The sequence below is a fragment of the Pseudomonas sp. NPDC087346 genome, from assembly GCF_044744235.1.
Lineage (GTDB): Bacteria > Pseudomonadota > Gammaproteobacteria > Pseudomonadales > Pseudomonadaceae > Aquipseudomonas.
The window spans coordinates 17049-37269 of record NZ_JBIUXX010000050.1 but is presented as its reverse complement, the minus strand read 5'-3'; the positions used below and the strand labels follow the sequence as shown (position 1 = coordinate 37269).

Sequence of the window (20221 nt, the reverse complement as noted above, 5' to 3'; positions counted from 1 at the left end):
TATTCCATACAGCTCGTCATAATGCCCGATGCAGGCAGCATTCATCAGTCCTGTTTAAAAACTTCCTTTCCATCACTGAACTGCAATGCCGCCAACCGCGCATACAGCGGATTACTGGCAATCAACTCCTGATGCGTGCCAATCGCCACCAGCTTGCCCTGATCCATCACCGCAATCCGGTCAGCGTTCTTCACCGTCGCCAGACGATGGGCGATCACCAGCGTCGTGCGGTTTTGCATCAGCTTCGGCAGAGCTTCTTGAATCAGGTGTTCGCTCTGCGCGTCGAGGGCGCTGGTGGCTTCGTCCAGAAGCAGGATCGGTGCATCCACCAGCAACGCCCGGGCGATGGCCAGACGTTGGCGCTGGCCGCCGGAAAGTCCGAGCCCGCCGTCACCCAGATGAGTCTGGTAGCCGTCCGGCATCTGCTCGATGAAATCGTGGGCGTGGGCAATTCTCGCCGCGTCCTTGACCTGCTCCAGCGTCGCGCCCGGGTTGCCATAGCGAATGTTCTCTTCGACGCTGCCGAAGAATAGCGCCGGCGTCTGTGACACCAGCGCAAAACAACGGCGCAAGTCCAGCGGATCAAGACTGGTCAGCGGCACACCATCGAGCAGAATCTGCCCTTCAAGCGGATCGTAGAAGCGCAATAGCAAGTCGTACACCGTGGACTTGCCGGCGCCAGACGGTCCGACCAGCGCCAACGTCTCACCGGCGTTGATTGTCAGATCGAGGCCGTTGACCGCATAGCTTTCTGGACGCGAAGGGTAGGAAAAACGCACGCCTTGCAGTTGCAACTCGCCGTTGACGCGCTCCGGCAAGGTCACCAGTCCGCTGGTCGGCGGCTTGATGATGTTTTCCGAGCGCAACAGTTCGGCGATCCGCTCAGCGGCGCCGGCAGCGCGCTGCAACTCACCGATCACCTCGCTCAACGTGCCGAACGCACTGCCGACGATCAGGCTGTAGAACACGAACGCCGCCAGTTCACCGCCGGAAATTCGTCCGGCAATCACGTCCATGCCGCCGACCCACAACATCACCGCCACCGCACCCAACACCAGCACGATGACCAGGGTGATCAGCCACGAACGTTGGTAGATGCGTTTTCGCGCGGTCTCGAAAGCCTGCTCGACCGTCGAGGCGAAACGCTGCTCGTCCTGCACCTGATGGTTGTAGGCCTGCACGGTTTTGATCTGGCCGAGGGTTTCGGACACATAACTGCCGATGTCGGCAATCCGGTCCTGACTTTGCCGCGACAGATTGCGCACTCGGCGTCCGAAAATCAGGATCGGCGCGACCACCAACGGCAAGGCAATCACCACGATGCTGGTGAGTTTCGGGTTGGTGATGAACAGCAGAACAATGCCGCCGATGACCATCAGCAAGTTGCGCAGGAACAGCGACAGCGATGAGCCGATCACCGACTGCAACAGCGTGGTGTCGGCAGTCAGCCGTGACTGGATTTCCGAACTGCGGTTGTCTTCATAAAACCCCGGATGCAAATACACCAAATGGTTGAACACCTGCCGCCGAATGTCCGCGACAACCCGCTCGCCAATCCACGACACCAGATAAAACCGGGCGAACGTACCAATCGCCAGCCCAAGCACCAGCAGCATGAACAGGCCAATCGACTGGTTGAGCAGGTGCGGCGACTGGGTCATGAAACCCTGATCGACCAGCATCTTGATGCCCTGCCCCATCGACAAGGTGATGCCTGCCGTGACAATCAACGCGAGCAACGCACCGAGGGCCGGCCAGCGGTATGGCGCAAGGAAGTGACTGGTCAGGCGCAGGGCGCGACGGTGTCGGGAGGAAAGCATCGGGATCATTCGGACTCACATCGGAGTGGAGGAATAGGGCCAGCCTACAGAACCAAATGGGGTGGAACTCTGTAAATCACAATGAGTCAGGTTAAATATGACCGCCACGACTAGACCCTAGATGCTATTGGTCTAATGTCACTGTTGAGACAAACGGTCATTTCTGTTTGAGTGGAGATGCCGACCCGGACAGACCAAGGGCGTTGTAACAGCCCGGTCACCTGGCGGTTTTATTCTAGATAAACAACCTGATGAGGAGACAGGCCATGTCCTTGCAACACAGCAGCGAAGACAAGATTGAAGTGATCCGCACCAAGCCCGGCCAACCTCTGGGTTGCTCGATTATCGATAAGGATGGGCGTGAAGTACCGATCACTGAAGACATGATCCAGGACGCGTGCCGCGAACTGGAGAAGCGATTGGTCAAGCCTGCCGAACAAAAGTGATATAGCCACCGTCTTCCAGACCCGGCCCTGATGGCCGGGTTTTTTCTGTCTGCAGATCCGGTATTGGTTGTGAATCTATCGCTGGCAAGCCAGCTCCCACAGGTTCTTCGGTGAGAAAAACTGTGGGAGCTGGCTTGCCAGCGATGAAGCCAACGCGGTGCCTAGATCGCCACCGCACCCAGTGCCGCCACGATTTGCTGCAACTGTGGCGAATCCCCTTCGATTCGCACCTGCAATCCCTCAATCTCCCGCCGCACCGGATACTGCTTGCGCAACACATCAAACGCCGCACGCTGTTCAGCGACATTGCCTACAAGACTGCGGCGGAAATCCGCATCGTCCCGGCGCGGGTCGTACACGCCACGGCACAACATCGCCAAGGCCCAGGCTGGATCGGTGTCAGCATGCAGCGTCACTTGCGGCAGCCACGGTGCTGGCAGCAAGTCACTGAGCTGGATGCTCGCGGGTTGTCCGATAAAGTCGCAGTAGGCTTGATAAATCTGCGCCGTGCCGCGTTGCTTGCCGTCGAGGCTGTAGCCGGCAATGTGCGGCGTGGCCAGCACGCAAAGTTCGGCCAGCGCCACATCCACTTCAGGCTCAGCTTCCCAAACGTCGAGCACCGCTTGCAGGTCTTCCCGCTCCAGCAACACGCGACGCAGTGCGGCGTTATCCACTACCGGGCCACGAGCGGCGTTGATCAGCCAGGTTCCGGGCTTGAGTTGCTGCAAGCGCTGCTGATCAAACAGGTGCCAGGTCGCGCCGTCAGCGTTGCGGGTAAGAGGCGTGTGCAAACTGATGACGTCGCATTGCTCAATGATCTGCTCCAGGCTGACGTAATCGCCGCCCTCCACTGCCTGACGCGGCGGATCGCAGACTTTCACATTCCAGCCCAATCCCTTGAGGACTTTGATCAGTCGGCCGCCGACTTCACCGGCGCCCACCACACCGTAGGTGCGTTGTGGCAGATCGGCGCCTTCGATTTCGGCCAGGGTCATCAGGCTGCCGAGTACGTAATCGACCACGCCCCGAGCATTGCAACCGGGCGCGCTGGACCAGGCAATGCCGGCCTCGGCGAAATAATCGAGATCCAGATGATCGGTGCCGATGGTGCAGGTGCCGACAAAACGTACCTTGCTGCCTTCCAGCAAAGCGCGGCTGACATTCGTCACCGATCGCACCAAGAGCACATCGGCCTGCTCGACCGTGGCACGGTCGATGGAACGGCCCGGCACCCGGCGAATCTCGCCGAAACCGGCAAAAAAGGCATCGAGCAACGGAATATTTTCGTCGGCAACAATCAGCATGGCGGGCTCCTTTGGCGGACCGGCAGTTTAGGCGCAGACAGGGGGATGAGCCAGCAAGCTTTGTGATTACAAATCCGCAACACAGGATTTTTCCTGACCGTTACGTCAGCGGCGTAGAATGCCCCGCCTTGCGCATCAACACCTGTGGACGCTTTGCCTGTGAATTCCGTAACCGATCAACCCGCCGTTTCCCTCAACCGCCCTGCCCGGGTTCGCCTGGAGCTGAAGAATCTGCTCGCGTTGGCGTTGCCGATCATCATTGCGCAACTGGCGACCACTGCCATGGGCTTCGTCGATGCCGTGATGGCTGGCCGTGTGGGGCCACGGGATCTGGCCGCCGTGGCACTGGGCAACTCGATCTGGGTGCCGGTATTTCTGCTGATGACCGGCACCCTGCTGGCGACCACACCGAAAGTCGCCCAGCGTTTCGGCGCCGGCACGCACAGCGAGATTGGCCCGATTGTCCGTCAGGCGTTGTGGCTGGCATTGGTGGTGGGACTGATCGCCACCGCGATGTTGCTCGCTGCTGAGCCGATCCTGCATCTGATGAAAGTCGATCCCGAACTGATCGGCCCGTGCATGCAATACCTGCACGGTATCGCCAGCGGCTTGCCGGCCGTGGCGTTCTATCACGTGCTGCGCTGCTTCAGTGACGGCCTGGGCCGTACCCGCCCGGCAATGGTCTTGGGCCTGTGTGGTCTGGCACTGAACATTCCGCTGAACTACATCTTCATTTATGGCCACTTCGGTGTGCCGGCCATGGGTGGCGTCGGTTGCGGTTGGGCCACAGCGATTGTGATGTGGGTGATGACCCTCGGTCTGGCCGGCTACGAGCGCTGGGCACCGGCCTACCGTTCGAGTGAATTGTTCAGCCGTTTCGACTGGCCACAATGGGCGGTGATCAAGCGGCTGCTGGCGATCGGTCTGCCGATCGGCATCGCGGTATTTGCCGAGTCGAGCATCTTCGCGGTCATCGCCCTGCTGATCGGCAGCCTCGGCGCCACCGTGGTGGCCGGGCATCAGATCGCGCTGAACGTCAGCTCGCTGGTGTTCATGATTCCTTACTCGCTGGGCATGGCCGTGACGGTACGCGTCGGCCAGGCGCTGGGCCGCGAAGAACCGCGTGAAGCGCGTTTCGCTGCGGGCGTGGGCATGGGCACCGCACTGGCTTACGCGTGTATTTCCGCCAGCATGATGCTGTTGCTGCGCGAGCCGATTGCCTCGATCTACACCGCCGACCCGACGGTGATTCACATTGCGGCGATGCTGATTGTGTACTCGGCGCTGTTCCAGTTTTCCGACGCGATTCAGGTTACTGCCGCTGGCGCCCTGCGTGGTTATCAGGACACTCGGGTGACAATGATTCTGACCCTGTTCGCCTATTGGGGTATTGGTCTGCCGGTGGGTTACGCCCTCGGCCTGACCGATTGGCTCGGCGAGCCACGCGGCCCGAGCGGCTTGTGGCAAGGATTGATCGTCGGTCTGAGCTGCGCGGCGCTGATGTTGTCGATCCGCCTGACCCGCAGCGCGCGCAAGCGGATTCGGATCAGCCGTTCGGCGGGCTGAGCCCCTTACGCAAGACAAAAAAATGTGGGAGCCAGCCTGCTGGCGATTGCGCAGTGTCAGTCAACATTTCTGTTACTGATTCACCGTAATCGCCAGCAGGCTGGCTCCCACAATTGTTTTTTCGTTTGCCTTGATATCAGGCGTGTTTCTTGCGAATCCAGTACAGATACGTACCGGCTTCTTCATGCTGCCCCACCAGTTCGTGGTCGAGAAACACACAGAACTTGGGGATGTCGCGGCGGGTCGACGGATCGGTGGCGATCACCTTGAGCAGACCGCCGGGCACCAGATCACGGATGTGCTGGTGCAGCATCATCACCGGTTCCGGGCAATTTAGACCGGTGGCATCGAGGGTGCCGTCGACCGGGGTATCGATCATTTCACTCATGATTCACTCCTGAAACTGACCGGCATTGTCGCGCATTGCCGGGTATATCGTCACCCCGCGGTACACACATAACCTGTGGGAGCGGGCTTGCCAGCGATGGCGTCCGTTCAGTCAATCGTATGCTGAATGTCATGACCTCATCGCGGGCAAGCCCGCTCCCACAGGGTTTCGTAGTGTTTCAGCGGGACTTCGGCTTCTTCATGTCATGCCGACGCAAATGGCAAGTCACTTCTTCGCGGTCGTGATACAGCTGTTTGCAGCCGATATCGACCTTGATCCCGCGTGCCTTGAAACCGTCGGCGATGCGCTCCAGCAAACGCTTCACTTCGGCATAACGCTGCTTCATCGGCAACTTGAGGTTGACCACCGCTTCGCGGCAATGGCCCTCGCCGATCCACTCTTCGAGCATCGCCGCGTTACGCGCCGGCTTCTCGACGATGTCGCAGACCATCCAGTCCACCGGCTGCTTGGGCTTGAAGGTAAAGCCGTCAGCCATCAAGTGCTGCACCAGACCGGTGTCCATCAGGCTTTCAGCCATCGGGCCGTTATCGATAGCGGTCACCAGCATGCCGCGATTGACCAGTTGCCAGGTCCAGCCACCCGGAGCCGCGCCGAGGTCGACGCCGGTCATGTCGCTGTGCAGACGATCTTCCCACTGATCACGCGGGATGAAGTGGTGCCACGCCTCTTCCAGTTTCAGCGTCGAACGGCTTGGTGCCTCACGCGGAAACTTCAGGCGCGGAATGCCCATCGGCCACATCGCCGAGTTACCGGCATCGGCCATGCCGAGGAACACTTCGCGGCCGCTCTTGAAGGTCAACAGCAGACGCGGCTTGCTGGCGTCATCCACCAGTTTGCCAGCGCCGGTCAACGCCTTGCGCAGCGGGCCTTCGAACTTCTTGCAGAAGTTCGACAGTTCCTTGCCGTCGTTGGTGTCGACCACTTCCAGCCACAGGCTGCCGCACACCGGGAACTCAGCCATGTTGGCGAGGATCACGCTGATGCGATCGGTTTCCGGCAGATCGATGAATACACCGCGTGCCCATTGGCGAGGGAAGATCAGCTCGGCGAAGCGCTGGCCACGCATCAGGCGTTTGGCGCCATCTTCTTCGGTGCAGACAAATTCGGCACACGCGGTGGCCGTTTTGGCTTTGGCGTAGCCCGCCACGTTCAGTTGTGCGGCGAGGTCGGAAATCTCGGAACAGACTTCGCCTTCGAAGCCTGGCCGGCAATGCATAAAAAGGGTGTTCATTCTTACTCCTGGGCAGAGGGCGGTGATTCGGCCCCTGCACGATGCCCAAGCGTTGCGTTGAAGCAATGCCTGTCACGAAAACCGGCGCATGATAGCCGAGTTCGGAACCTTGGACTTGTCGATAGAGTCCAGTTATTAGCCAGCTACCTAAAACAGGGCTAGTTTGTAAGCTCTGTCCGTCCCCTCAGTCCGTAGCCGTGCGGACTCGAAAGGAGTCATTTCAATGCCGTCCCTTGATAGCCTGAAAACCCTTAAAACCTTACAGATCGACGACAAGACCTACCACTATTTCAGCCTGCCGGATGCCGCCAAGAGCCTAGGCGACCTCGACAAACTGCCCATGTCGCTGAAAGTCCTGCTGGAAAACCTGCTGCGCTGGGAAGATGAAAAAACCGTCACCGGCGCCGACCTCAAGGCAATTGCCGCGTGGCTCAAGGAACGCCGCTCCGACCGGGAAATCCAGTACCGTCCGGCCCGCGTCCTGATGCAGGACTTTACCGGCGTTCCCGCCGTGGTCGACCTCGCCGCGATGCGCGCCGCGATGGCCAAGGCCGGTGGTGATCCGCAGCGAATCAATCCGCTGTCGCCGGTGGATCTGGTAATCGACCACTCGGTAATGGTCGACAAATTCGCCACCGCCAGCGCCTTTGAACAAAACGTCGACATCGAAATGCAGCGCAACGGCGAGCGTTACGCGTTCCTGCGTTGGGGTCAGAGTGCCTTCGACAACTTCAGCGTCGTACCGCCAGGCACCGGCATCTGCCATCAGGTCAACCTCGAATACCTCGGCCGCACCGTGTGGACCAAGGATGAAGACGGCTGTACCTACGCCTTCCCTGACACACTTGTCGGCACCGATTCCCACACCACCATGATCAACGGCCTCGGCGTACTTGGCTGGGGCGTTGGCGGCATCGAAGCAGAGGCCGCAATGCTCGGGCAACCGGTGTCGATGCTGATCCCGGAAGTAATCGGTTTCAAACTGACCGGCAAACTCAAGGAAGGCATCACCGCCACTGACTTGGTGCTGACCGTCACGCAGATGCTGCGCAAAAAAGGCGTGGTCGGTAAATTCGTCGAGTTCTACGGCGACGGTCTCGCCGACCTGCCGCTGGCCGACCGCGCAACCATTGCCAACATGGCTCCGGAATACGGCGCCACTTGCGGGTTCTTCCCGGTCGACGACGTGACGCTGGAATACCTGCGCCTGTCTGGCCGTCCACCCGAAGTGGTGAAACTGGTTGAGGCCTACACCAAGGCTCAAGGCCTGTGGCGTCTGCCCGGTCAGGAACCGGTGTTCACCGATAGCCTGGCGCTGGACATGGGCAGCGTCGAAGCCAGTCTCGCCGGGCCTAAACGCCCGCAAGACCGGGTTTCGCTGCCGAATGTCGCGCAAGCCTTCAGCGACTTCCTCGATTTGTCATTCAAACCCACCAGCAAGGAAGAAGGCAGGCTGGAAAGCGAGGGTGGCGGCGGTGTCGCAGTGGGCAATGCCGATCTGGTCGGTGAAGCCGACTATGAGTCCGAAGGCCATACCTATCGCCTGAAAAACGGCGCCGTGGTGATTGCCGCGATCACCTCTTGCACCAACACGTCCAACCCGAGCGTGATGATGGCTGCCGGACTGCTGGCGAAAAAAGCTGTCGAGAAAGGCCTGACCCGCAAACCGTGGGTGAAAAGTTCGCTGGCACCGGGTTCGAAAGTGGTCACCGACTACTACAAGGCTGCGGGGCTGACGCAATACCTCGATCAACTCGGTTTCTCGCTGGTCGGCTACGGCTGCACCACTTGCATCGGCAACTCCGGGCCATTGCCGGAGCCGATTGAAAAAGCCATCACCAAAGCCGATCTGACCGTAGCGTCGGTGCTGTCCGGCAACCGCAACTTCGAGGGACGCGTGCACCCGCTGGTCAAAACCAACTGGCTGGCCTCGCCACCACTGGTGGTCGCGTATGCATTGGCCGGTAGCGTGCGCAGTGACATCAGCAGTGAACCACTGGGCAACGACCAACAAGGCAATCCGGTGTATCTGCGCGACATCTGGCCGAGCAGCAAGGAAATCGCCGACGCGGTAGCCCAAGTCAACACCGCGATGTTCCACAAGGAATACGCCGAAGTGTTTGCCGGTGATGAACAGTGGCAAGCCATCGAAGTGCCGCAGGCTGCAACTTATGTGTGGCAGGACGATTCGACCTATATCCAGCATCCACCGTTTTTCGACGATATTTCCGGCCCACTGCCTGTGATTACGGATGTCGAAGGCGCGCGGGTTTTGGCGCTGCTGGGCGATTCGGTGACCACCGACCACATCTCCCCCGCCGGCAACATCAAGGCTGACAGCCCGGCCGGACATTACTTGCGCGAAAAAGGCGTGGAGCCAAGGGATTTCAACTCCTACGGTTCACGTCGCGGCAACCATGAAGTGATGATGCGCGGCACCTTCGCCAACATCCGTATTCGTAACGAAATGCTCGGCGGTGAGGAAGGTGGCAACACCATCTACATTCCGACCGGCGAAAAACTGGCGATCTACGATGCGGCGATGAAGTATCAAGCGTCGGGTACACCGTTGGTGGTGATTGCAGGTCAGGAATACGGCACCGGCTCCAGCCGCGACTGGGCGGCCAAGGGCACCAATCTGCTTGGCGTCAAAGCAGTGATTGCCGAGAGTTTCGAGCGGATTCACCGTTCGAATCTGGTGGGCATGGGCGTATTGCCGTTGCAGTTCAAGCTGGATCAGAACCGCAAGACACTCAACCTGACCGGCAAGGAAACCTTCGATATTCAGGGCCTGACCGGCGCCGAACTGACGCCACGGATGAACCTGACGCTGGTGATCACCCGTGAAGACGGGCGTCAGGAGAAAATCGAAGTGCTGTGCCGCATCGATACCTTGAACGAGGTCGAGTACTTCAAGTCTGGCGGGATTCTGCATTACGTCCTGCGCCAGTTGATCGCCTCGTGATCTGTTGAATAGTCTGTGGTGAGGGAGCTTGCTCCCTCACCACAGTAGACCGGCGACGAAGCCTCTCGTACTTTTCCATAGGCGAAAAAAAACCCGCCGAAGCGGGTTTTTCCCAAGACCAATATCGACTCCCTGTCGGCAGCGATCCTTGCAAATGGTCGATCATCCGTGATCCTGAAACACTCCCTGTGCTTCAGTTGATGTGGCTAGATTACCGATGGAACCGCATCGGCAATAGTCGACATAGCTACCATGGCGTGTAAGACATTCGCCATAGCGCGCCTTCCGAAAACCCTTAGTTGTGTAGGGAGTCGAGCTCCGAGGCTGCGAGATCCGCGACTTTCAGCTGTCTGAGCGCCTGTGGCCGCTGGTCAGCCTCCAGAAACCACGCCGCCGACAATCCGGCAAACGCCAACACCCATTGCAGTAATCTCCGGCGCTCAAGCCCGGACGCTTCGATGATCACCTCGACCTGCCGGCGAAAACGCTCCGGATCGGTTCCCGTAGGCAGTTCGGGATTGCAGATCAGGTTTGCGTAGTCGTGACCACGCTCGCCGCGCACCCGCTTCGGGTCGATGGCCAGCCAGCCACGCGGACCGAAATCGAGGACGTTGTCATGGTGCATGTCGCCATGCAACACCACCAGGTCTTGCGGGGCAGCAAGTAATGCTTCAGCGGTCAGCAAGCTGCGGGCATAAGGCCCGCCATGTTGCGCGGCAGCCCGTCGCAACGAGGCGAACCATGGTGCCAGCTCCACCAATGGCGGTGGCGGTGTCGAGCGCGGTGCATGTAATCGCGCCAGCGCCGTACACATGATCCGCGTGGCCTCATCGTCTTCACCGTTGAGCGCCATGTGCATCAGCGAACGCTGGCGGATCGCCCGCTCCAGCAGCAAGCCGTCCGCATGTTGAGCCAACACCCGCGCGGCGCCGTCACCGTCCCACCAGGTCATCAGCAGATTGCCGAACTTCTCGTCGTCATCCACCGCGACCTTGAGCATGGCCGGTTCGCCGTTATAACGAACCGGTAACAATCGACTGCCGGGCGTCAGGATCGGCGCACCGTCGGGCTCCAGCGACCAGCGTTGCAACCAGGGTTCAAACATCAATTCAATCAATCCTTGTCCCGCTCACGCGCCTTGGCGCTTTCAACGAGATAATTTTCCAGTCTGCTCAATTGCTCCTCCCAGCCACGGCTGTCCATGTGATAGGCCTCCTTCTGACGCACATCGGGAATATGCGCAAAACCGGATTCGGAGACCTTGAGCAAGGTTTCGCCGTTGAAGTCCTCCAGCTCGAACTTGACCAGTGTGGTCGGTTCCTGGGAGTAGTCGATTTTCGGATTGACCGCATACGGGTGCCAGCGAAACGAAAACAGCTGCTGCGGCTCGACCCGTTCGACCAGCACATTCCACAACACATGTTCATAACCGGGATAGGTAACCTGCCCCTGCGTCCACTCGCCAGCGATAAACCGCCGATCCTCCAGCGCCACACCAAACCACTGGCCGAACGCCTCGGCATCGACCAATGCACGCCAAACATGGGAGCGTGTCGCCTTGAGCATGATTTTTCGTTCGAAACTGTTAGGTACTGGTTTCATACGTCACCTCCTGTTCTGAACAGTAGGCTTGTATGACCACATGTCCAACCTGAAGTTGTATCAAAGCGGATCTGACAGGAAACATCCGGCGGCATTTACTGACCGGCAACCCGACAATTTCAAGCACCGTGCATGCGATGAAACTGTTACCTTTTTCCGCGAATCTGGACGAAACAGGGACGAATCATGCAGCCATCCTTATCCGAACGTTACCGCGGTGCCTTGCTCGGACTGGCTTGCGGCGACGCAGTCGGCACAACGCTCGAGTTCAAGCCACGGGGATCATTCCAGCCATTGACCGATATGATCGGTGGAGGTCCTTTTCATCTCAAGCCCGGGCAGTGGACCGACGACACTTCAATGGCGTTGTGTCTGGCGGAAAGTCTGCTGAACAAAAACGGCTTCGATGCCGCTGATCAGATGGGTCGCTACCTCAACTGGTGGAAATGGGGATACCTCAGCTCGACCGGTGAGTGTTTCGATATTGGCACGACGGTCAGTCAGGCCTTGGCGCAATACCAACAAACCGGTGAGCCTTTTGCCGGATCGACCGACCCGCTCACGGCCGGCAATGGTTCACTGATGCGACTGGCACCGGTGGCGTTGTTCTACTTTCCTGACACGCGACAAGTCCAGAAATTTGCTGCCGACAGCTCGCGGACAACCCACGCCGCTCCTGAAGCCATCGAATGCTGCCAATTGTTTGCCAGCCTGATCACTAACGCCCTGCTGGGTGCCACCAAAACAGAACTGCGCAGCTTGCCTCTTTCTACCTACAGCCAAGCTAAAGTCGAAGCGATTGCGCGAGGGCAATACCTCGATAAATCGGTAGGCGAAATTCGCGGCAGCGGATATTGCGTCGAGTCGCTGGAAGCCGCGCTTTGGTGCTTTCATCACACAGACAATTTCACATCGGCAATTCTGCAAGCGGCCAACCTGGGCGACGACGCCGACACCACTGCGGCTATCGTTGGTCAGTTGGCAGGGGCCTACTATGGCGTTCGGGCCATTCCTGCCCACTGGCTGGAAATGTTGCATGACGGCGAGGAAATTGCGGCAACCGCAGATCGCTTGCTGGAAGCGTCCAGGCGACAAGTATCCGAATAGGCGCAGGGGACCGCTACACTGTTCGGCACGTCCATTAATACAGCGAGAACCTCATGTCCCTTCGTATGCTTCTGGCCCTGACGCCGCTGCTGTTCACCTCCCTCGCCCACGCCGCCGTGGACTGCGCCAATGCCAACGATCAGGCGACGATGAATCAGTGCGCCGGGCAAGATTTCAAGGCAGCCGACAAGGAGCTGAACAAGGTGTATCAGCAGATCAGCGGTCGATTGAAGGACAACGCCGACGCGAAGAAGCTGCTGGTGAGCGCGCAGCGGGCATGGATCGGTTTTCGTGATGCGGAGTGCAAGTTTTCTGCGTCCGGCGTATCGGGCGGGAGTGTTTATCCGCTGATTTACAGTAATTGCCTGACGGGGGTGACCAAAGTGAGGGTCGATGCGCTGAAGGAGTATTTGAAGTGTGAAGAAGGTGACATGAGCTGCCCGGTGCCTGGGGCCTGATTTTCAGGGTATTCAAAGGCCCCATCGCGAGCAGGCTCACTCCTACAGGGGATTTGTGATCGACACAAAACCAATGTAGGATTGAGCCTGCTCGCGATGGGGTCAGTTCAGACGCCACAACTTACCGCACAAAAATCTGCGCCGTAGTAATCGCCATATCCCCCCCAGGCAATTTGATACTCCCCGTCTGCTTCATCGTCTCGGGATCAAAAATCGCCACGTCATTGAAGGTCCCGGCCAGGTAAATCTTGCTGCCATCCTTGTTGAACGAAATGCAGTAATAGGAATGGTCCAGCGTCGCCGCCTGAATCAACTTCTTCTGTTTGATGTCGTACTTCGCCAGCCGATTGAGCACACCGAACATCAGGTTCGGGTCTTTCGGCGAACGCATGCCGCTGAAGTAGATTTCAGTCAGTGGGCCGAAGTCGGTGGTTTCGGTCTTGCCGGTTTTCAGGTCGATGCTGAACAGGCCATACAGGTACTCCGCACTGGTCGGGTCCTGCTTCTTGTCCTTGAATTTGGCGGTGGTATACAGCAGCGAGAAGTCGTGGCGGAAGGTCTGCTGATTCCACACATAGAGCACGTCCGGGGCGCTGTAATTCGGGCGTTTCCAGTGGCGACTGGCGATCAGTACGTCGAACTTGCCGGTCTTCACGTCAACCTTGTAGACATCGGGCCCCGCCACATACAGCGTGCCGTCGTCGCCGCTCTGCATGATCGTCAACTGCCGTGGCGCAGGGAAACTGCGCACGGGTTTGGCGTTCATCCCGGCGTCAGTGGCGTAGACATCGAGGCGCGGCTGTTTGACCTCGTAATGGTCGTTGAGCATCAGCGTCGGGTTGGCGATGGTGTACAGCTCTTTGCCGTCATGGCTGACGGTGAAAGCAAACATCGAACGCGCCTTCTCGCCCGGTTGCTGGGTGATGCTGGCGTGGAATACCTGTTTACAGCTGTCGAGTTCGACACCGTAAACGTCAGCGTAATGATTGTTCAGCACATAGGCGGTCTTGCGATCCGGCGACAGCTGCACGGTGCCGGGGCCAAAGGCGTCGGGCATCTTGCAGGTCTTGTACAGGCTATCGGTGGCCAGATCGAGAACGTGCAGATTGTTCGGATAATTGGTGGTCACCATGTATTCGTGACCGTCTTGCAACGCAGTGTTTTCATCGGCCAGAACACTGAACGAGCAAACGCTCAGCGCGGCGAACGCGGCCAGGCCGCAGGCTTTGATACGAAGCATGCTGGAATCCTTCTGATAGTCCGATCACTTGTCTTTCGGGAAGACAGTGCCGAGGTTGCGCCAGTTGTCGTTGGACGCCTGGGCATCCTTGTTCCAGTCCGGATAGGTGCTCATCATGTCCGGCACCTGCGCCGGCCACCAGCACGGGTCGGAGCAACCATACAGATCCGCCTCCATCGGCTGGCACAGCGACGACACCCCGCCAAATGCGTCGATTTCCCAGCCGGGGTCGGTGGTCGAAGCGCACCCCGCCACCGAACTCATCGCCACCACTTCCTCGATGCGGTTTTCATCCGCGGCCTGATCGAGCTTCAACGCTTTGTTATTGATTGCCTTGAGATGTTTCATATCAGTGAGCCTTGCGCGGAGTGATGTAACTGCTGATGAACGCAGGGTTGTTGGCCATGATCCGGGTGTAGACCTCGATGCCGAAGTCGACCCAGTCACGCATCAGTTCGCAATAGTGGTAAGTCGGGTGGGTCGGATCGCCATAGCGGGCGTAGCTCTCGTGGTAGCAGCCGCCGGAGCACAGGTTGCGGATCTGACAGTCCTCGCAACCAGTGTTGGTGCGATCCAGACGCTGGGACAGAAAGTCGTTCAGCTCCACTTGCTTGACGCCGCTGTGCACGTTGCCGAAGGTCGGCAGCGATGAGCCGGTGAAGCGGTGGCACAGGTTCAGTTCACCCTTGTGATCGACCGCCAGCATCTTCAATCCGGCGCCGCACGGCAGCGCCTTCTTGTGGCCCTCGTGGATGTCGGTGATCAACTGGTGCAGGTTGGAGAAACCAATGTTGCGATGTTCCAGCGCGGCCTCCAGATAGCGCCGGCCGAGGCGTTTCATGCTGGCGAACACTTCGATCAGCTCTTCGCTGCTGAGGTTGAAACTGCTGATATCGCCCGAGGTCACCGGAGCAAATCCGACTTCGGCAAAACCCAGCTCGTTGAACAAATGATCCCAGATGGTTTCGACATCGGTGACCCCAGTGGTCAGGGTCACCCGCGCACCGACCGGACGGCTGTTGTAGCGCGACAGCAGCATCTCGGCCTTGCGCCGCACCACGTCATAAGTACCCTGCCCGCCCACGGTGATGCGGTTGCGGTCGTGCACGGTTTTCGGCCCGTCGATACTTACCGACAGCCCGAAGCGGTGGGCATTCAGGTAGTCCACGGTGTCTTCGGTGAGTAGCGTGGCGTTGGTGGTCATGACGAATTCGACGAACTTGCCGGCCTCGAGAAATCGCTTCTCGCAATAGTCGACCATGTACTCGATCAGTTTGCGATTGCTCAGCGGTTCGCCGCCGAAAAACACCACGGTGAAGCGCTCTTCATCGGGTGATTCACGCAGGAGCATTTCCACCGAGGCGACGGCGGTTTCGACGTCCATCTTTTTGCCGGCCGATGGCTTGTCGAGGTCTTCCTTGTAGCAATACGTGCAGCTCAGGTTGCAACCGGTATTGACGTTGAGTACCACGGTATTGATCGCCGTGCGCTCCACCCGTTTGACGGCGATGTCCGGGGTCAGCGGCGAGCCGTCGCTGACCAGTTCCAGCGACATCAATTCGCGCAGGGTTTCGGTGATTTCCTCACCGTTGAACCGTGCGGCGAGGCGCTGGATCAAGTCTTCCGAAGAGCAGCCGGGGCCGCGCAACGTATCAATGATGGTGCCGGTCAGCTCATCGCTGGCGAACAGCGAACTGCTCGGAATGTGGAACAACATGCGGTCGGCATCGACCAGCACTTCGTGCAGATTGCGTTCGACCAGATTCAAGATAGCGCCCATTGCAAACCTCCTGTGCAGGCCCCGCTTGGCGGGACTTGCGGTCATTCCGAAAAGTGTCTGAATCGATAAGCCTCAGGACAACTCAAGGAATGGGTGGATTGTTCCAGCGTTGCACGGTGACGATCATGTGGCCTTCGCCGGTCAGGGATTTTCCTGCGTCGTCGACGGCGGCGATCACCTTGAGATTGCCGGCATTGTTGGTAGACATTTTGCGCGCCGGATTCGGCCCGGCATCGCCCGGCGTGAACACGCCCGCGTCGGCCTGCATGGTGCCGGCGAACTTGACGTCCTCATCCTCTTTGGCGCGCTCGTCGAAGGCTTCGACCTTCCATTGCGCCGGGAACACACCGATACGATACGGCTTGCCATCGGCGCCCTTGCCCCAGGCTTCGGCGTCGAAACGACCCTGGACTTTCGGCGTCGAACCACCGCCCTCGCCGATCCGCGCCACCGAGAATTCCGGCACGACTTTGACCGAGGCAATCTTGCTGTACACCGACAGGCTCGGACCTTTGAGGCTACCGACGCTGACCGTGCGCAGACCCGGTTGTGCATTGGCTGCGGCTTTGACTTTGACCTTGATCCGCTCGGCGTTCTGCTCGGTTATTTCGAGTACTTCCACGCCTTTGCCGAAGTCCGGTTTGCCGCTCAGACCGCTGCCGATCAGGGTCACTTCGGTCTCGCTGCCGACCTTCACATAACCCGGCTGCACCGCCAGCAAACGTTGCGAACCTTGCTTGGCAGCGACGAAATCCAGACCGCGCTCATCGTGATCGGCGTCGAACATCCGGCCCTGCATCGCCGCGCCTTGCACAGCGAACACCTGACGCATGGTCACGCCATCGACAGTCACATTGCCGCGCCATTCGTAACCGCTGTATAGGATCGCGCTGCCGTCGCCATTGAACGGACTGCCATCGGCATATTGGCCTTTGACGCTGATCTTGAAGGTATCGCCGTCAGCCGCCGTCACGCTCATCACACCGGCCAGTTCGCCCTTGCCCGGCAGGTGACCGCTGAAGCTCCAGTCGCCCGCCAGTGCCTGGGCTTTGGGCGCGACTTTCAGCCACTGCTGCCATGCAGGGTTGTCCAGCGGATAACGCTTGGCCAGCAGTGGCACCATGTCTTTGCGGGCAATGTCGAACCAGTCACGATCCCGCGCCAGCGCCTGATACTCCAGCGACGGCCACTGGCCGAGGTGGAAGTTCACCAAGCGCTCCCATTCCTGCGCCGGACGCCGTTGCAGCGCAACCCGCGCACCGGAGTGGCAGCGTCCGCACATCTGACTGGTTTTTTCATCGAACTGCTCGACCGTGTTCAAACGGCGTTCAAGCGCATAACGCACACCGTCGGTTTCACTCGGCGCCAGGCCTTGAGTGTCGGCCAGATATTTGACCAGAGTGCGGCGGTCGTCATCGCTGATCTGCAAACCGTGCATGGTTTGCATCCGGGCGATGCTCATCAGCCAGCCTTCCGGCGTTTTGCGCTGGTGGCTGATGCGGCTCAGGGCGTTATCGGCTTCGGGGGTGTGACAGCCCTGACAGGTTTCCTTGAGGATGGTCTGGGCGTCGCGGGCTGCCAGGCTTTGCGGTGCATGCAGGGCCATGCAAGCGGCCACCGCCAGCAGACTGGCGCTCATGCCTGATCGGAGTCTTCTCTTCATCAACGTCGAACCTCGCACGGTGCTTTCTTATTGTTGTCGCTTATCGTTTTTATGGTTTCTGCCGTCGGCGGCGCACCGCAGACGGAGGCAAGAGAAACGTCTGCCATGAGCAATACACGGAGCGTGCCAGCTTGCGGATAAGCTTTTCAATCAAGCATTTACGTGAAGACCACTGCGTTACAGCGATGACAGCGAAGTCGACCGGCGTCCAATTTCGCGACAACTGTTGCAGTGTGAGACAAGCGTAGTGGCTGGGCAGTACAGCGGGAACCGGTGCCCTCGCCACGTTGGCTGCGTGACAGGAATATTGCCTGGGTCTAGCGAACGGAGTTTTGCGGGTGAACCAGGTATCGGCCACATGATTCGCAAACTATTGAGCATTCCTCATGTACGTTCGCTTTGGCCGCCAATGCTCTGGTAATACGCAACGTGGTTTCGATCCGATACGCCCGGTAAAGCGCAAAGGCGATAAGCAAAACAATGCCAAATGACCATAGCCCCATAATCATCAGAAAAGTCATGATTTTTCCTCGTGCACGGCAACGGTAAAAGAGGCAGCGATAACGAAAAAGCTGCTGGCAATCATTGCAGCACTTATCCGGATGGTATCGGCATCCCTCGTGTCGCCGATTACGAATGCGGCAGCCCCTGTCACCATGAATCCAGTACCAATGCTCATCATCAAGTTAGTTATCCAGCGAATGGTTGAGTTGTTCATCGACATCCTTGTGAAGACCCGTACCGGCCTATTCCATGGCAGGTAAAGCTGAAAACCGGCAACGACAAGTCCATCGGACCTCGGCTCCATATACCGCGTACCCGCTCTCGATACGCTGCTGGTAACGGAACTTAGCTCGAACCTCTTTTATCTACCAGCCGCTGTATTCCGGCAGACCAGCGACTTTTCCTACAGCAGTTCTGCCACCATTTCGTCCAGTGCCTGCCAGGCCTACTCCGATCCGTATCTTGCATCTCATGGTCTGTCGCTTTTTGCGACAAATCTCCCGCTCTGCACTCCGCAGAACTCCCCCCACATGCCCGTGCAACACGGCTGCAAGCTAACTTGACGCATTTGGCACAGCCATTGCGAAAGCCCTCTGAACGACAACGAACAACAAGAGGCTTCGCCATGTCCCTTCCGTATCTGCTTCCCGCCACTTCGGCATTCATCCAGCGTGCGCCGCGCATGCTTATCGGTGGCGATTGGGTCGAGGCCTCTGATGGCCAGACCATGCCCCTGCACAACCCCGCCACCGGTGAAGTGTTGTGCGTCGTGCCCCGGGCCACGCCGGAAGATGTCGACCGTGCTGTACTCGCAGCACGTCAGGCGTTCGATGATTCGGCCTGGAGCCGCACCCGTCCGCGTGAGCGACAGAATCTGTTGTGGAAACTCGCTGATCTGATGCAGCGCGACGCCGAACTGCTGGCGCAACTGGAATGCCTGAACAACGGCAAAAGCGCGGCGGTGGCGCAGGTGATGGACGTGCAACTGGCGATCGATTTCCTGCGCTATATGGCCGGTTGGGCGACCAAGATCGAAGGTTCGAGCGTTGAGGTGTCGTTGCCACTGATGCCTGGCGATCAGTTCCACAGTTTCATTCGTCGCGAAGCCGTCGGTGTGGTCGGCGCCATCGTTGCCTGGAACTTCCCGTTGCTGCTGGCCTGCTGGAAACTCGGCCCGGCGCTGGCCACTGGCTGTACCGTGGTGCTGAAACCTGCCGATGAAACCCCGCTGACCGCGCTGAAACTGGCTGAACTGGTGCTGGAGGCGGGTTACCCAGAGGGCGTATTTAACGTGGTCACCGGTACCGGGATCACCGCAGGTTCGGCGCTGACGCACAACCCGCTTGTCGACAAACTGACCTTCACCGGCTCCACCGCCGTCGGCAAACAAATCGGCAAGATCGCCATGGATTCGATGACCCGCGTCACCCTGGAACTGGGCGGCAAATCCCCGACCATCGTCATGGGGGACGCCGACCTGAAAACCGCTGCGGCGGGTGCGGCCAGCGCGATTTTCTTCAATCAAGGCCAGGTCTGCTGCGCCGGTTCGCGGCTGTATGTGCAGCGCAAGCATTTCGATAATGTTGTCGCGGACATCAGCGACATCGCCAACGCCATGAAACTCGGCAACGGTCTCGACCCGAGCGTGGACATGGGGCCGCTGATTTCTGCGCGCCAGCAGGAGCGAGTCTACAACTACATCGAAATGGGCCGGGAAAGCGGCGCGACCATCGCTTGCGGTGGCGAGCAGTTCGGGCCGGGGTTCTTCGTCAAACCGACGGTGATTGTCGATGTCGATCAGCAGCACTCATTGGTGCAGGAAGAGATTTTCGGCCCGGTGCTGGTGGCGATTCAGTTCGATGATGAGGCGGATGCCTTGCGCATGGCCAATGACAGCCCATACGGCTTGGGCGCCAGCATCTGGTCGAATGATCTGGCAGCGGTGCACAGGATGATTCCGCGAATCAAGTCAGGCTCGGTATGGGTCAATTGCCACAGCGCACTGGACCCGGCGTTGCCGTTTGGCGGATACAAGATGTCCGGGGTCGGGCGCGAGATGGGGTATGCGGCGATTGAACATTACACCGAGTTGAAGTCGGTGCTGATCAAGTTGTAATTGCAGCGTT

The 20221-nt window shown here is 59.0% G+C and carries 17 protein-coding genes; 6 read left to right on the top strand and 11 right to left on the bottom strand.

Features of this window, described 5'->3' with window-relative positions:
- Nucleotides 1-44: 44 nt before the first annotated feature.
- On the bottom strand, nt 45-1829 hold the full coding sequence (locus ACIOZM_RS24105; RefSeq protein ID WP_401218176.1) for an ABC transporter transmembrane domain-containing protein: 1785 nt from the start codon (nt 1827-1829) through the stop codon (nt 45-47).
- Nucleotides 1830-2086: 257 nt separating this feature from the next.
- On the opposite strand from ACIOZM_RS24105, the gene ACIOZM_RS24100 reads away from it, so the two are divergent.
- A complete protein-coding gene (locus tag ACIOZM_RS24100) occupies nt 2087-2266 on the top strand; it encodes a PA1571 family protein (RefSeq protein ID WP_064588443.1) in 180 nt (59 codons plus the stop codon).
- A 161-nt stretch (nt 2267-2427) separates the two neighbouring features.
- Here the strand turns inward: ACIOZM_RS24100 and pdxB are convergent, their stop codons facing one another.
- Entirely contained in the window at nt 2428-3570 is a 1143-nt protein-coding gene (pdxB, locus tag ACIOZM_RS24095; RefSeq protein ID WP_401218173.1) for a 4-phosphoerythronate dehydrogenase PdxB, read from the bottom strand.
- 159 nt (nt 3571-3729) lie between these two features.
- Here pdxB and ACIOZM_RS24090 point away from each other — a divergent pair, with 159 nt between their 5' ends.
- Nucleotides 3730-5136, top strand: coding sequence for an MATE family efflux transporter (locus ACIOZM_RS24090; RefSeq protein WP_401218171.1), 1407 nt, complete (start codon nt 3730-3732; stop codon nt 5134-5136).
- A 136-nt stretch (nt 5137-5272) separates the two neighbouring features.
- Here ACIOZM_RS24090 and tusA read toward each other — a convergent pair whose 3' ends face one another.
- Complete coding sequence (gene tusA, locus ACIOZM_RS24085; protein WP_025111044.1) at nt 5273-5524, bottom strand: sulfurtransferase TusA; 252 nt, start codon at nt 5522-5524, stop codon at nt 5273-5275.
- 178 nt (nt 5525-5702) lie between these two features.
- A complete protein-coding gene (gene rlmM / locus ACIOZM_RS24080; RefSeq protein WP_401218168.1) occupies nt 5703-6776 on the bottom strand; it encodes a 23S rRNA (cytidine(2498)-2'-O)-methyltransferase RlmM in 1074 nt (357 codons plus the stop codon).
- Between the two features lie 223 nt (nt 6777-6999).
- Between rlmM and acnA the strand changes: the two genes are divergently transcribed.
- The gene (acnA, locus tag ACIOZM_RS24075; protein ID WP_401218165.1) at nt 7000-9741 is read left to right on the top strand and encodes an aconitate hydratase AcnA; all 2742 of its coding nucleotides are present in this window, start codon (nt 7000-7002) and stop codon (nt 9739-9741) included.
- Between the two features lie 295 nt (nt 9742-10036).
- On the opposite strand, the gene ACIOZM_RS24070 is transcribed toward acnA, so the two are convergent.
- Nucleotides 10037-10846, bottom strand: a complete 810-nt coding sequence (locus ACIOZM_RS24070) for an aminoglycoside phosphotransferase family protein (RefSeq protein ID WP_401218162.1) — start codon at nt 10844-10846, stop codon at nt 10037-10039.
- Between the two features lie 8 nt (nt 10847-10854).
- Entirely contained in the window at nt 10855-11343 is a 489-nt protein-coding gene (locus ACIOZM_RS24065) for an SRPBCC family protein (RefSeq protein WP_401218159.1), read from the bottom strand.
- Between the two features lie 186 nt (nt 11344-11529).
- Between ACIOZM_RS24065 and ACIOZM_RS24060 the strand changes: the two genes are divergently transcribed.
- Both ACIOZM_RS24060 and ACIOZM_RS24055 read left to right on the top strand, forming a co-directional pair.
- Nucleotides 11530-12450, top strand: coding sequence for an ADP-ribosylglycohydrolase family protein (locus ACIOZM_RS24060; RefSeq protein WP_401218157.1), 921 nt, complete (start codon nt 11530-11532; stop codon nt 12448-12450).
- 53 nt (nt 12451-12503) lie between these two features.
- Nucleotides 12504-12908: a lysozyme inhibitor LprI family protein gene (locus ACIOZM_RS24055; protein WP_401218154.1), complete on the top strand. Its 405-nt coding sequence runs from the start codon at nt 12504-12506 to the stop codon at nt 12906-12908.
- 121 nt (nt 12909-13029) lie between these two features.
- Here ACIOZM_RS24055 and peaD read toward each other — a convergent pair whose 3' ends face one another.
- From peaD to ACIOZM_RS24030, 5 genes are all read right to left on the bottom strand, one after another.
- Nucleotides 13030-14148 (bottom strand): quinohemoprotein amine dehydrogenase subunit beta, encoded by a 1119-nt coding sequence (gene peaD, locus ACIOZM_RS24050; protein ID WP_401218151.1) that lies wholly within the window; start codon nt 14146-14148, stop codon nt 13030-13032.
- Between the two features lie 24 nt (nt 14149-14172).
- Nucleotides 14173-14496, bottom strand: coding sequence for a quinohemoprotein amine dehydrogenase subunit gamma (gene qhpC / locus ACIOZM_RS24045; protein ID WP_008016081.1), 324 nt, complete (start codon nt 14494-14496; stop codon nt 14173-14175).
- A 1-nt stretch (nt 14497) separates the two neighbouring features.
- The gene (gene peaB / locus ACIOZM_RS24040) at nt 14498-15928 is read right to left on the bottom strand and encodes a quinohemoprotein amine dehydrogenase maturation protein (RefSeq protein ID WP_401218148.1); all 1431 of its coding nucleotides are present in this window, start codon (nt 15926-15928) and stop codon (nt 14498-14500) included.
- Nucleotides 15929-16010: 82 nt separating this feature from the next.
- The gene (gene peaA, locus ACIOZM_RS24035) at nt 16011-17591 is read right to left on the bottom strand and encodes a quinohemoprotein amine dehydrogenase subunit alpha (protein ID WP_401218146.1); all 1581 of its coding nucleotides are present in this window, start codon (nt 17589-17591) and stop codon (nt 16011-16013) included.
- Between the two features lie 517 nt (nt 17592-18108).
- On the bottom strand, nt 18109-18309 hold the full coding sequence (locus tag ACIOZM_RS24030; protein WP_401218143.1) for a hypothetical protein: 201 nt from the start codon (nt 18307-18309) through the stop codon (nt 18109-18111).
- Nucleotides 18310-18720: 411 nt separating this feature from the next.
- Here ACIOZM_RS24030 and ACIOZM_RS24025 point away from each other — a divergent pair, with 411 nt between their 5' ends.
- Nucleotides 18721-20211, top strand: coding sequence for an aldehyde dehydrogenase family protein (locus ACIOZM_RS24025; protein WP_401218140.1), 1491 nt, complete (start codon nt 18721-18723; stop codon nt 20209-20211).
- Nucleotides 20212-20221 lie beyond the last annotated feature (10 nt).